Genomic DNA, 13,595 nt, shown 5'->3' with positions numbered 1-13,595 from the left:
CTGTATCCCTCATTCTAGGCTGATGGTTCAGCCGATTCGCAAGGGAACTGCCGATGGCCGACTACTCCACTGACCCCTGCATTACCCTGCATCCGCATAACCGCCGGTTACGCATCCTTGATGGAAACACCCTGATTGCGGATACACGTAATGGCATCGAACTGAGCGAGTGTGGCTATCCACATCGTCAGTATGTGCCGAGAGAGGGTGTGGATATGTCGAGGTTCTCTAGCGAATTAAAGAAATGTCATCGGTCTCCGGTTTCCAACTTTCGGGGTGGATATGAAAAGACGAACGCGGCTACAGTGGTATAAATACCATCTAGAGCAAAGCCAGAAATCAGCTATCGAAAGAGTGCAGTCGAAGTATGAGCCTAAAATAAATAGGCTCCGCTCTTTCCGTGACCAGCTTAAAGAAGATTTGAATAAAGCAAAAGAGCATGAGTCTTTTGTGTCCAAATTGTTATCCGTTTTTGGTAAAGAGACATTATATCGCCAAAACTTCATGGTCCCGATAGAGAAAAATATTGATCGCGTGGTCGAAGAGCTGCAAAGGCTAGTTGAGCAGAGAAGTAAGGATGTAAAAGAGGCGGCCGAAAAAGGAAAAGCCGATTACTTAGAATCCCACGCATCACGAAAAAAAGAGGCAGAGGAGCGCGCCGAAAGAGTAGCTAATCAGAAATATGAAAAGCGGTTGCGTTACCTAGAGAAATCAACAGCATTGCGTAGTGCATCAAAGACACTCAAGGAACATTTATTAAAGGAAAAGCATCAATCAGGTGAAGTTCTTTCCTGCTATTACTGCGGGAAGCGCATAGCCGCTGAAAAATCACACCTTGAACATAAACGCCCACTGTCGCGCGGTGGAACAAATCGGCGAAGCAATCTCACTATTGCTTGCGCATCTTGTAATTTAAGTAAAGGAAATAAGACGGATAAGGAGTTTTTTAGGCATGGGTCTCATCGGGAAAATTAACAAGGCGTTGGATTTTATCTCCCTAAGCGTTGTCCCGCCCTTGAGTATCTTCGGCCAGTGGTCGCATCGATTGAAACTGAGTTTCGTTTTATGAAATTCAGAACTGGGGATGAAACGAGGTATTGAGTTGATCAGAAAGGTGAATTTGTGCTTCTAGCTGCAATGGTAGGAAGGGGCCGCCCCGATTGTTTCCGAGATGCCGCGCAGCAAGACGTGTGATTAAGTCAATTATATTTAGTGCTAGCGTAGAAAAGTTTAGTGATCGATATGTCTGAGTATTAAACTGGGGAGCAAGCTCCCCAGTTTATATATTTATTGGTGGTATATTTTGTCGAATTGAGCTGTCACCGTTTCTGCTCTCAAAAAGTCTCGGCTCTTTTCCCTTGTTTTTATATTGTTGCTTTCTAGTATTTTGTCTAGCGTGTCGGCGACTTCTTGGAATCTTCTTGTTAAGATCACCTCGTCCGAGAAAATATCGATAATTTTCTTGCATATTTCCTGTTGTTTTCTTTTGTTCATTATGAAAACTTCATTGCCGCCAGTTAAATTCTTTCCGATTGCGGAAAGAAAGTAGTATTTGTATATACTCCAGTCGTTGGGTACTCGTTTGTTACGAATGGCGAAGTCGGTCCGGTAAGCGGCAAATGCCGCAGTATGATAGGGTACGACAGAGTGTGAGTCTTGGAATATTCTATTTGAAAATTCCCTCCTAATGCCTCTGTAATCACGCGCAGATCTGTGAGGTTGGAAGAGAAACATTGCCGATACGGATTTTACCAAGTCGCTTGGCCGGCAGACTCTTGTCCTCTCAATGGATTCACCGCGATATTGGTTTTCTCGCCTTTCAACAAAAAGCTGAAGGTCCCCAGACTGCTCTCGGCAATACTCTTCTAGATCCTTCATAAATGATGTCAGCGCCCAGAACTGATCATCTTTTACTTCGTTTTGTTTGTTTGTCCCAATTATTATGCTTGACACAAATTCCGGGTCGTTGCTACCGATAAGTCTAAATGGAACATATATGTCTCTCGCATGTTCTTCTGCCAAGAAAAGGATATTGCTGGTCTGGCAGCCGTTTACAATCTGGTAATCTTCTAGATGAAATGTGTCACCTTTTCGATTAATCTCTTTTGATACGACGGTAACACCGTTGTTTTTGAAGATGAACGACTCTCGATTTCCATTTTTTACTTCATTTAAAATGCTTTTGTTTATTGGTGAGTTGGGGTTGAAATCGCGTATATTGTCAAAGAATACTGCTTTGTTAATTCTTCTGGTAGAAGAGTCGTTAGAAGCTATGGTTGCGATCCTGACAAGCTGTTCCGCAGATACAAAACCAAGAAATGCTTGCTGGACTGAGGGGTGGTCCGGAAGAGTTATGGGTTTGTGGATGTCAATTTGTTCAGATATAGAGTTTGTTGCAGAGCGATAGCCGTTTTGCAAATCTTTTGCGCTAATTACTTCGATGTCTACTTCGCTGAAAATATTAAGGTTAAGAAGCTTATGTTTGTTTTCTTCTATGAGTTTTTTTATTTGGCGACTTTTATCTCCGCTCCCAGTAGATACGAAGAAAAGTCTTAATTCAGGGTTTTTCTTTAATAAGGAGCCGTATACAGTATCTTTTGCTGCTGTTAGGTCTATTATCTGATTAGATGGAGATAGAAACTCATTGTTAAAGAAGTCATGCGTTGCATCAAAGAACTTTGATATTTCCCCATAGTCAAGCTTTTCGCTTGTCTTGGACTGGAAAAAGTTAAATTCGACAGTATGATTTTTCCCTGATGATAGAGCACCTTCCACCTCGTCGGAGTTGGTGCATAGTTCGCCCTGAATAATTAGAGAAATTCCGTCAATTCCAAATTCACTTCCTTCAAGATGGGCTGAGAAAGGATCTATGTCATCCGTCAGTAGGCCATTTGAGATTGAGAATATTGAAAAAACTTCAAATAACTCATTTTCAGGTAGGTTCTTTGATGGATGTGCATTTCCAAATGCTTTTAGTTGTGCGCGCACTACTGGGTTCATTCTTGGGCCTGCGTAGGTTGTGAGTTTTATAGAGAAAGAGATTGCTGATGTAGGGGGTTGGGGAATAATTGTATATTAGATAAAACCTTTTTCAAGTGCAGTGTTGCTGTTGTGGATGATAAAAATCTCTAGATATTTTATCTATTTGTCTAAGTGACGCTGCTGATATCTTATGCTTGCGGAGGTTAACTATTGCTACCAGCTCTCCCGCTTGGTGTCGAAAGCAGGCCTCTACTGCTGCTTGAGTAAGGGGCTGATTCCCATCAGCCCCCCAATCCACTCACCCGCATCACTCGCCGCTGCGCCGCGTCCATAAGCTGGCCGCGGCCGGTTTCCACCAGCGTCAGCCAGTGGCGGGCGCGGGTGATGCCGGTGTAGACCAGCTCCCGGGTGAGGATGGGGTTCGGCGCGTCGGGCAGCACCAGGGCGGCGTGGGTGAACTCCGAGCCCTGGGACTTGTGCACCGTCATCGCGAACACCGTCTCCACCGCTTGCAGGCGCGAGGGCAGCACCCACTTGATGCGGTCGGTGCCGTCGCCGGCGGGGAAGGCGACCCGCAGCAGGCGGCGGCTGCCGTCGGCAGGCGCAGTGTTCGGGCGCTGTGCAGAGTGCGCGGCGCCCGGGCGCGGCATGTCCAGGGTGATGCCGATATCGCCGTTCATCAGCCCCAGGCCGTAGTCGTTCTTCGTCACCAGCACCGGGCGGCCGGGGTACCAGCGTTGGCGGCCGTCCTGGCTGTCGATTAGCTTCTCCCGCTCCAGCGCCTGGCGCACCCGCTCGTTCAGGCCTTCCACGCCCCAGGGGCCGCGGCGCAGCGCGCACAGCAGTTGGAAGTGCCCGTGGGCCGCCAGCACGGCGCGTGCCCAGTCATCGAAGGCGTCCTGATCCGCGTCGTCGGCCGGGCGCCGCTCGGCCATCACGCTCAGGAAGTGCCGGTAGCCCACCGGCGGTTCGGCGGCTGCGCGGGCATTCGGCTGATTTTGAGGAAAGCGCTCGGGGCAGCCGGTCACCGCCAGGCGGGCCAGGCCGCGCTCGTCGTCGGCGGAAAGCTTCAGGTGCGAGAGGTCCGTGAAGCCTGCGGTCAGCGCCGTAGTGATGGCGCGACGCTTGGCGGTGGGCTCGGCGTCGGCGTTGATCGCTGCGGCCAGCTGGCCGATGCCGCTGTCGGCGGTGAAGCGGTGGCTGACGCGCAGCATGGCGATGGCCTGGTCGAGCGGCTGGCCGTCGGCGTCGAGGGTGTCGCCGGGCAGCGGCTGGCCGGTGGCCTGGGCCAGCCACTCGGCGGTGGCCGGGGTGTAGTGGCCGCCCTCGGCCCGGGCGCACAGGTCGCCCAGCACCGAGCCGGCCTCCACCGAGGCGAGCTGGTCCTTGTCACCGAGCAGCACCAGCCGTGCCCGGGGCGGCAGCGCCTCGAGCAGCGCGGCCATCATGCCCACGTCCACCATCGAGGCCTCGTCTACCACCAGCACGTCCAGCGGCAGCGGGTTATGGCGGTCGTGGCGGAAGCGGCGGGTGTCGGGGCGCGAGCCCAGCAGCCGGTGCAGGGTGCTGACGTCCTTGGGGATAACGTCGCGTAGCCGTTCGGGATCGTCGGCCAGGCCGTCGAGCCTGAGGCTCGCCACCTGGCCGGCGATGGACTCGTTGAGCCGGGCGGCGGCCTTGCCGGTGGGGGCGGCCAGGCGGATGCGTAGCGCCTGCTCGCCTTCACTCTCGTTTTCCCTCTCTTCCTCACTCAGGGCCAGCGCCTGGAGCAGGGCCAGCAGGCGCACCACGGTGGTGGTCTTGCCGGTGCCGGGGCCGCCGGTGATCACCGCGAAGCGCGAGCGGCCGGCCAGGGCGCAGGCGGCCTTCTGCCAGTCGAGCTGCCGGTCGAGATCGGGACGGGGCGGAAAGAGGGCGTCGAGGATCGGGCGCAGGCGAGCCGCGGCCGGGGCCTCGATGCCATCCGCGTCGGCGCCTTCGGCGAGGCGGTCGCCGATCCGGGTGTGGATATCCTGCTCGTGCTTCCAGTAGCGGCGCAGGTAGAGCCGGGGGCGGTCGCGGCTGCCGGCGAGCACCAAAGGGGTGCTGCCGGGGCCGCTGGCGATCAGCTCGGGCTGGTCGAGGGCGGCGCGCCAGGCGTCGAGGTCGAGGGCGGCCATCACCCGGCTGGGCAGCGGCGGCGGGTCCTCCAGGCTGTCGCCCTCCGGCGGCAGCGAGAGGGCCAGGTCCGGGGTGGCCAGGGTCTGGGCCAGGTCAAGGCATACATGACCGCGGCCGAGCTGGTGGCTGGCCAGCGCCGCCGCCAGCAGCAGCAGGGGGGAGGCCTCACTCACCTCGCGGCCGAGGAAGGTGGCGAAGGCGCGGTCCAGCGAGCGCAGCCAGCCGCGCGCTACCCAGCGGTCGAGCAGGGCGAACAGCGCCGCGTGATCCGCCAGCGCATGTTCGGGCGCTCGATCAGAGGCGCGTTCGGGGACGGGATTTCGGTTGCTCGGGGTCATGCGCTGGCCTCCTCGGCGGCGCGGAACAGGGCATCGAGCCTGGCGATCAGCTCGCTCGGCGGGCGCTCGGCGTGCACGCCCCGGGAGGGCGCGCGGGTGCCGCGCAGGAAGACGTAGAGCGCCCCGCCCAGGTGGCGGTCGATGTCGTAGTCCGGCAGGCGGGCCTCGAGCAGCCGGTGCAGGGCCAGCAGGTAGAGGCAGTACTGCACGTCGTAGCGCTTCTCGAGCACGGCCTCGCTCATCGCCGCCTCGGTGTAGGCGGCGTCGTCCGCGCCCAGGTGGTTGGACTTCCAGTCGAGCACGTGGAAGCGGCCCCGATGCTCCACCACCAGGTCGATGAAGCCCTTGAGCATGCCGTTGAGGGTATCGGGCTCGAGCGCGGGCCGGGGCCGACCGTCCAGCGTGTAAGCGCTGACGAGGGCGTCGAGCCTGCGGGTGTTGACCTTGTGGGCGGCGAACCAGAACTCCAGCTCCACCCGGTAGCCGTCCAGGGCATCGAGGCGCAGCGGGGCGGCCTCGCCGGGCACGGGCAGCGGCGTGGTCAGAAGCTCCGGCAGCCAGGTGGCGAGCGCCGGGATCTGGCCCTCCCAGCCGCGGCGGTTGGCGCGCCGGGCGAGGGTGTCCTCGCGCAGGGCGGCGTCGCCGGCCACCCGGGCGAAGCCTTCCTCGCCGGCCCATTCCAGCAGGCCGTGGAGGAAGGTGCCCGCAGCAGGCCCGCGGGGGAAACGATGCAGCGAGCCCTCGCTCACCGCGGCCACGCCGCTGTCGCTCGGCTCGTCGATCACCTCCCGGGCGGTGGCTTCAATGGCGGTGGTGGGCTCGGGGGCCGGCTCGGCCTCCACGGTGGCGGCGGGCTCGAGCGCGTCGTCCGGGGCGGCGCCGGCGCGCAGCGCCGAGTAGCTGGCGATCCACCAGTGCTCGCGGATGGCGCGGGTGGGCGCGCGGGCCTCGCCCAGCGGCGCCTGCTCGGCGGCGAAGTGCACCGGCGTGGGGTCCGGCTCGGGGGCGTCGGTCACCGTGACCCGGCCCCTGTCGTGACCATCGGCGTCCGCCAACGCCTCGAGCGCCGGACGCAGGGCCTCGGGGGTCAGCGGCTCGCCGCCCTTGAGCAGCCGGCCGATGGCGCTGCGCTCCATGGCCTCCAGCGGCGCCAGGCCCAGCCAGGTGGCGTGGCGGGCGCGGGTCAGCGCCACGTAGAGCTTGCGCAGGTCCTCGCCCAGGCGCTCGTGGTCGGCCCGGGCCAGGATGGCCTCGTCGGCCTCCAGCGAGAGGCGCAGGCGGCCGGCGTCGTCGTGCCAGCGCAGCGGCAGGTCGCCGGCCTTCACCGGGCGGCAGGCGGCGATGAAGGGCAGGAACACCAGGGGGTACTCCAGGCCCTTGGACTTGTGGATGGTCACCACCTGCACCAGGTCGGCGTCGCTCTCCAGGCGCAGGCGGTGGGCGTCGGACTGCTCCTGGGGCCGGGCGCGGGACTCGGCCAGGTGGCGCAGCAGGGCGTGCTCGCCGTCGATCTCGGCGCTGGCCTCCTGGAGCAGCTCGCCCAGGTGCAGCAGGTCGGTGAGCCGTCGCTCGCCCTCCGGCACGGTGAGCAGCCGGCCGGGCACGGCGAAGTCGGCCAGCAGGCGGTGCAGCATGGGCAGCACGCCGCGGCGCTGCCACTGGCGGTGGTAGTCGCGGAACTGCATCACCCGCGCCTCCCAGGCCAGCTCGTCCTGCTGGGGGCCGCCGTTCAGGGCGTCGAGCTCGGCGAGCGAGAGCCCCAGGCTCGGCGTGGCCAGCGCGGCGCGCAGGCTGCGCTCGTCGTCCGGGGCGGCGCAGGCGGCGAGCCATACCTCCAGCTCGGCGGCGGCCTCGGTCTCGAACACGCCCTCCTTGTCGGAGAGGTAGACGCTGCGGATGCCGCGGGCCAGCAGGGCGGCGCGGATGGCGCGGGCCTCGGAGGCGTTGTTGACCAGCACGGCGAGGTCCGACGGCGCCAGGGGGCGCAGCTCGCCGTCCTGCTCAAAACCTGTCTGGCCGGCCTGGCCCTCGCGCAGCAGGGCGGCCATCTCGGCCGCGCAGCGCCCGGCCAGCTCAGCGAGGTAGGCGGACTTCGACAGCGGCGTCTCGGCGGGCTGGTGCCAGAGGGTCAGCGCGGGCTGGGTCTTGCCTTGGCGCGTGAGTGAGTCTTTCCTGCCGTTGGCATCCACTGGAGAAAACGGAACAGGGTTATCGTCCCCCCGGCGGAACAGGAAGGCGCCGGCCTCGCTCTGCTCGGCGTGGGCGAACACCCGGTTGACCGCCTCGACCATGGGCTCGGCGGAGCGGAAGTTGGTGCCGAGCGTCACGTGGCGGCCGGCGGTGTCGCGCCGGGCCTGGAGGTAGGTGTGGATATCCGCGCCGCGGAAGGCGTAGATCGCCTGCTTGGGATCGCCGATCAGCAGCACGGCGCTGTCGTCGCGGTTCTCGGCCAGCGTGTAGACCCGGTCGAAGAGCCGGTACTGCACCGGGTCGGTGTCCTGGAACTCGTCGACCAGCGCCACCGGGAACTGCTCGCGGATGCGTGCGGCCAGCGTCTCGCCGGCCTCGCCCGCGAAGGCGGCGTCCAGGCGATGCAGCAGGTCGTCGGGGCCGAGCTCGGCGCGGCGGCGCTGCACGGTCTCGCGCCGCGCGGCCATCCAGTGCACGGCGTGGGCGAGCAGGTCGGCGAAGGGATCGGGCAGCTCGGCGAGCCTGTCCGGCAGCTCGGCGAGCGCCTCCAGCGCCGGCAGATTCGGCGCCGGGCCTTCCTTCCAGATCTCGGCCAGGCCCTCCGGCGTCAGGCGCTTCCAGGCGGCGTCGGTGAGCGCTGGCTTGGCAAGCTCCGGGTCGCTCGCCCACTCACGCAGGGCGCCGAGCCAGTTGGCACGGCTCCGGGCATTGAGCTTCTGGCCGTTGAACGCCTTGCGCTTGGCGGCGTCCTCGAGCATCGCCTCCAGCTCGTCGAGCCAGGCCGGCCAGGGCGCCTTGAGCGCGGCCAGCGCCGCGGCGCGCTTCTCGCGGTAGTCAGCGAGGGCCTCGGCCGGTGGCGGGGCCGCGGGCAGGGCGGCGGCGTGGGTGCGCAGCCGGGCGGCGGTGTCGTTGAGGGTGTCCGGCGTCGTCCAGTAGCGGGCGATGATCGCCAGCGCCTCGGGGTCGAGGTCGTAGTAGAAGCTGCGCCAGTAGTCCCGGGCGATCTCCAGGTCCATCTCCGACTGGTCCAGGGCCATCTCCAGGGCGAACAGGCTGCCGCTGTCGAAGGCGTGCTCGCGCAGCATGCGGTGGCACCAGGAGTGGATGGTGGAGACCGCCGCCTCGTCCATCCACTCGGCGGCCAGCCGCAGCCGGCGGGCACAGGTCGGCCAGCTCTCGCGCGGATAGCTGTCGCGCAGGGCCAGCAGCGGGTCGAATGGGGGACAGACCCCATTTCCGGAGGAACTGGGGTCTGTCCCCCATTCGGCTGCCGGCGGTTCGGCGAAGAGATCTCCCGTCTCGCCGGGGCCGCTCGAGAAATCGGGGGCTGTCCCCGATTGAAAGGCCTCCGCCGCCTCCACCAGCCGGGCGCGGATGCGGTCGCGCAGCTCCTGGGTGGCGGCGTTGGTGAAGGTGACCACCAGGATCTCCGGCGGCGTCAGCGGCCGCGGGAAGCTGGCCGCGTCCTCGGCGTCGCGGGGGCCGAGCACCAGGCGCAGGTAGAGCAGGGCGATGGTGAAGGTCTTGCCGGTGCCGGCACTGGCCTCGATCAGCCGGCTGCCGGTGAGCGGCAGGGCCACCGGGTCGAGGCGCGGCGTCTCGGCTGCCTGGGCGGTCTCTGGCGAGTTCACTCGCGCGGAATCGGGCGCGTTCATGAGCGGCCTCCCTGGCGCTTGCCTGCGTTCTTCTTCTCGCCGCCCTTGGCTTTCACCGCATCGTGCAGCGGGGCGTAGAGGGCCTCACACAGCTCGGTGAAGCGCCGGCCGGCGGCCTGGTGGCGCACCAGGCCTTCCAGGTCGCGCCACTGGCGGGCGAGGTAGGGATCGCGGCCCAGCTCGCCGTGATCGCCGTTGAAGCCGGTGCCATGGAAGGCGGTGACGGCGGCCTTCCATGCCTTGAGGTCGGCCTCCTCGGCCTTGCTTGTCTGTGAAGAGCCCGCATCGCCCAGGCAGCGGGCCAGGGCGCTGGCATCGCCGCCCTTCTCGTGCCAGGCGAAGGCGGTGTCCCGGGCCAGCGGCAGGGGGGCTGTCATGCCGGCCCGCCAGGCCTTGGCGATGGCCTCCAGGTGCTTGCGGGCGGTGGCCTCGTCCATCGGTGGCAGGGTGCCGCCGCCGGCCCGGGAGAGCAGCTCGGTGGTCATGGGGCCGAGGGCGAGCTGGCCGGCCAGGTGGGCGACCCAGGGGGCCAGCCAGTGCTTCCAGTGGTACTTGCCCTTGTTGACCAGGCTGCTGGTCATCAGCACCAGCCGGCAGCGCTCGCCGGCGTCGTTCTCGCGCAGGCCGTCCAGCCAGTCCTCCACCAGCAGCGGGCCGGCATCGGTGGCGAGCTCCAGCGAGACCGGGGCCGGGGTCTCCCAGGCGTGGGGCCAGGCGGCGAGCTTCTCGGCATAGGCCTCGAAGAGGGCGTCCAGCGGCTCCACCAGCGCCTCGCGCATCAGCTCGGCGAAGCCGCCCATGGCGAGGCGCCCCTCGCGCTCCAGGCGTTCCAGGGTGTCGTGGACGGCGGGGGTGGGCGAGGCGCCCTCGTCCACGGCGCGGCGCCCGGCCTCGACCAGCGCCTGCTGGAGCTGCCAGTGGTCGAGGCCGTTCAGGGCGAAGGGCTCGTGGTCGGGGCTCTCCAGGGCCTCGCGCTCGAGGAACACGCCGAGCCGGGTGGTGAAGAAGGCCCTGACCGGGTCCTTGAGAAAGCCACTGAGGCGCGCCAGGGGCAGGGCGGTGTCGAGCGCCATCGGCGGCAGCTCGCCCTCCGCCACGGCGTCCGGCGCGGCCTGGTGCACCGCCCGCCACTCCTGGGCGTAGGTAAACAGCCGCGCATCGTCGGCAAAGTAGCTGCGGCTGAAGGGCTGCAGCGGATGCTCGGTGGTCAGGGCGTCGAGCAGGGCCTGGCCGTCGTCGTCCTCGTGGGGGGCGAGTCGCCAGCCGGCGGCCAGGTGGTCGCGCAGCTGGCCGAGCAGCACCGAGGGCGGCCGGGGGGCGTTGTCGTGGATGCTGCGCCCCACCCAGCTGATCACCAGCCGGTCGCGGGCCGAGAGCAGCGCCTCGAGGAACAGGTAGCGGTCGTCCTCGCGGCGCGAGCGGTCCCCGGGGCGGTAGTCGTGGCCCATCAGGTCGATGTCCAGCGGGCGCTGGGTGCGCGGGTAGTCGCCGTCGTTCATGCCCAGCAGGCAGACGTGGCGGAACGGGATGGCGCGCATCGGCATCAGGGTGGCGACGTTCACCGCGCCGGCCAGGAAGCGCTGGGAGAGGTTGGCCTCGTCGAGCTGGCCGAGCCAGTGCTCGCGCACCACCGAGAGCGGCAGGGCCTCGGTGAGGCCGGCGTCCTCGGTGGTCTCCTGCCAGTCCTCCAGCAGCTCTTCCAGGCGGCTCAGGGTGGCGAGGTCCGCCTCGTCCTCGGCGGCGAAGCACTCGCCGACGAGCTCACGCAGCCGCCGGCACCAGGTGGTCACGTCGGCGGGCTCGCTGAGCGCGCGCCACTGGGTCTCGAGCGCGTCGAGCAGGTCCATCAGCGGGCCGGCCAGCGCCGCCTCCAGGCCGCCGATGTCGCCGAACGGCTCGATGTCGTGCCAGGGGCCCGCGGCGCTTTCGTTCTCTGTACTGTGGCCCACCGCGTAGCCCAGCATCAGCCGGCGCAGGCCGAAGGCCCAGGTGTTGGCGGTGAGCCCGCCGGGCAGGTCGAGCCGGGCGCGCTGCTCGGCATCCAGCCCCCAGCGGATGCCGGCGCCCTCGATCCATCGGCGCAGCACCGGCAGCGCCTCGGCATCCAGGCCGAAGCGCCCGCGCAGGGCGGGCACCTCCAGCAGGTCGAGCAGGTCGCTCACCGTGAGCCGCGATTCCGGCAGGTGCAGCAGCGCCTCCAGCGCCACCAGCAGCGGCTGGCGGTGGCGGCTGGTCTGGTCGGAGAGCGTGAAGGGGATATGCCGCGGGTCGTCCGGCGGCAGCCGGCCGAACACCGCCTGCACGGCGGCGGCGTAGGTGTCGATGTCCGGCACCATCACCAGCACGTCGCGGGGGCGCAGCGTGGGGTCGGCGTCGAAGGCGGCGAGCAGCTGGTCGTGGAGGATCTCCACCTCGCGCAGGGCGCTGTGGGCGACGTGGAAGCGCAGGCTGTGGTCGCGGGCCGGGTCCACCGCCGGCCAGGCGTCGCGGGTCTCCTGGGGCGGGCGCAGCTCGAGGATGTCGTCCTGCAGCTGCTGGAGCAGGCCGGGGGCCGCGCCCTCGGCCGGGGAGTCGAAGAGGTCGATGCGCAGTGCCTCGGCGTCGAACAGCGCCCGGTAGGCGTCCTGGTCGTCGAACTCGTCGAGCAGGCGCAGGTAGTCGCGGCCCTGCTTGCCCCAGGCGGCGAGCAGCGGCTGGGCGTGGAGGTGGAGCTGGGTGTCGTCGAGCTCCAGCGGCATGCCCGGGCGGTGGCGCTGGCGCCGGCGGGCGGCCCGCAGCAGGTCCTTGTGCTCGATGATGTCCGCCCAGTAGTGGCGGCAGGGGTTGTGCACGCAGAGCAGCACCTGGCTGACCTTCGACACCGCGGCCAGGGCCTCGAGGGTCTGGCGGGGCAGCGAGGAGATGCCGAACACCACCACCCGGCGCGGCAGGCCGGCGGGCCGAGTCTCTGGCGTGAGCTCCCGGCAGGCCTCGAGGAAGCGGGTATGCACCCAGGCGCGGCTGGTGGCCAGGCCGTCCTCGCCCTGTCCTTGTAAGATATCGTCGCGCAGTCGCCGCCACAGCGCCGGCTGCCAGCGCTGGTCCTCGGCCAGCGGCTTGGCCTGGCCGCGGGCGTCGATCAGCTCGTCGCGGCCCTCGGCCCAGGCGGCCAGCCAGTCGGCGCGGTAGACCTGGTACTGGTCGAAGAGGTCGGCCAGGCGCTCGGCGAGCTGGTGGCGCTTGCGCAGGTCCTCGTCGTCGGCCAGGAAGCGGGCCAGGGGCGCGAAGGTCTCATCGTCCAGCAGCTCGGGCAGCAGGCGCATCAGTCGCCAGGTCAGCCGCGGCTTGTCCAGCGGCGAGGCCGGTGGCACGGCCTCGCTTCCCAACACCGCCCGATAGGCCTGCCACAGCAAGCGCGCCGGCAGGGTGACGTCCATCGCCGCGGCGATGCCGGCGCCGGCGGGCGGATCGGCGGCCAGCGCCAGCTTCAGCCACTGGCTGATGCCGTTGCTCTGCACCAGGATCACCTCGTCTTCCAGCGGCCCCAGCGGGTGGTGGCGCAGCCATTCCACCGCCAGGTCGCGCAGCGCCTCCAGGCGATTGCCGTGCACCACCATAAAGCCGGGCGTCAGGGCTGTCTCTGCGGTGGCGAGCATGGCGAATCCTTCGCGGCGATGAAACGGGCCTTCATGGTGCCGCAAATCGCCGGGGGCATGAAGCCGGCGTCATGCTCGCTTGCGCGTTACAGCCAATACGATGGCCAGCGGCGTTCGTTCCCCAGGTTGTTGATCAGCAGCGCCACCAGCACCAGGCTCACCGAGCCCGCCAGTACCGGCATCAGCAGGAAGTCATAGCCCACCGCGCCGGACATCATCACCACCAGCGGATTGGCGCCCGCCGGGGGATGCACCACGCGCAGGGCCTGCATCAGGGCGATGGCCAGCCCGACGCCGACCGCCATGGCGAGCGGCCCGGTGCCCATCAGCTGCATGACGACCAGGCCGACCAGCGCCGCGACCAGATGGCCGCCGACCACGTTGCGCGGCTGGGCCAGGGGCGCCCCCGGGGCGGCGAACAGCAGCACGCAGGTGGCGCCGAAGGGGGCCATCAGCAGCGGCACCTCGGTGAGCCGGGTCAGCCAGGCCACCAGGCCGATGCCGCTGATGCCGCCCATCAGGCCGGTGAGGATCTGGAAGGTATCGGCTCGCGCCGGCAGGGTGCCGCCGCCCTTCATCTTGTGGAGCATGGGAATCGCCTTGTCGGGGTTGTGTACAGACAGGTCTGTACAGTA

General features: G+C 65.8%; 7 protein-coding genes. 2 read left to right on the top strand and 5 right to left on the bottom strand.

The features are described 5' to 3' along the window. Window positions 1-53 precede the first annotated feature (53 nt). Window positions 54-314, top strand: a complete 261-nt coding sequence (locus QWY76_RS19335; protein WP_290313173.1) for a DUF427 domain-containing protein — start codon at window positions 54-56, stop codon at window positions 312-314. Beyond that, window positions 283-975: an HNH endonuclease gene (locus tag QWY76_RS19330; protein ID WP_290313172.1), complete on the top strand. Its 693-nt coding sequence runs from the start codon at window positions 283-285 to the stop codon at window positions 973-975. The genes QWY76_RS19335 and QWY76_RS19330 overlap by 32 nt, the downstream gene beginning before the upstream one ends. A gap of 312 nt (window positions 976-1,287) precedes the next feature. Here QWY76_RS19330 and QWY76_RS19325 read toward each other — a convergent pair whose 3' ends face one another. The 5 genes from QWY76_RS19325 to QWY76_RS19305 all read right to left on the bottom strand — a co-directional run bounded on the left by QWY76_RS19325 (window position 1,288) and on the right by QWY76_RS19305 (window position 13,550). Further along, window positions 1,288-3,000 carry an AIPR family protein gene (locus QWY76_RS19325; protein WP_290313170.1) on the bottom strand — a complete coding sequence of 571 codons (1,713 nt, stop codon included), beginning with the start codon at window positions 2,998-3,000 and terminating at the stop codon, window positions 1,288-1,290. A gap of 263 nt (window positions 3,001-3,263) precedes the next feature. Further along, window positions 3,264-5,480, bottom strand: a complete 2,217-nt coding sequence (gene recD, locus QWY76_RS19320; protein WP_290313169.1) for an exodeoxyribonuclease V subunit alpha — start codon at window positions 5,478-5,480, stop codon at window positions 3,264-3,266. Beyond that, window positions 5,477-9,325 (bottom strand): exodeoxyribonuclease V subunit beta, encoded by a 3,849-nt coding sequence (recB, locus tag QWY76_RS19315; protein ID WP_290313167.1) that lies wholly within the window; start codon window positions 9,323-9,325, stop codon window positions 5,477-5,479. The genes recD and recB overlap by 4 nt, the downstream gene beginning before the upstream one ends. Then, window positions 9,322-12,960, bottom strand: a complete 3,639-nt coding sequence (gene recC, locus QWY76_RS19310; RefSeq protein ID WP_290313166.1) for an exodeoxyribonuclease V subunit gamma — start codon at window positions 12,958-12,960, stop codon at window positions 9,322-9,324. Before recC ends, recB begins: the two co-directional genes overlap by 4 nt. An 86-nt stretch (window positions 12,961-13,046) precedes the next feature. Continuing rightward, window positions 13,047-13,550: an HPP family protein gene (locus tag QWY76_RS19305; RefSeq protein WP_290313165.1), complete on the bottom strand. Its 504-nt coding sequence runs from the start codon at window positions 13,548-13,550 to the stop codon at window positions 13,047-13,049. Window positions 13,551-13,595: the final 45 nt, after the last annotated feature.

Source organism: Halomonas maura, assembly GCF_030409305.1.
Lineage (GTDB): Bacteria > Pseudomonadota > Gammaproteobacteria > Pseudomonadales > Halomonadaceae > Halomonas > Halomonas maura.
The sequence above is the reverse complement of the archived record's forward strand: the minus strand, read 5'-3'. Positions and strand labels throughout refer to the sequence as shown.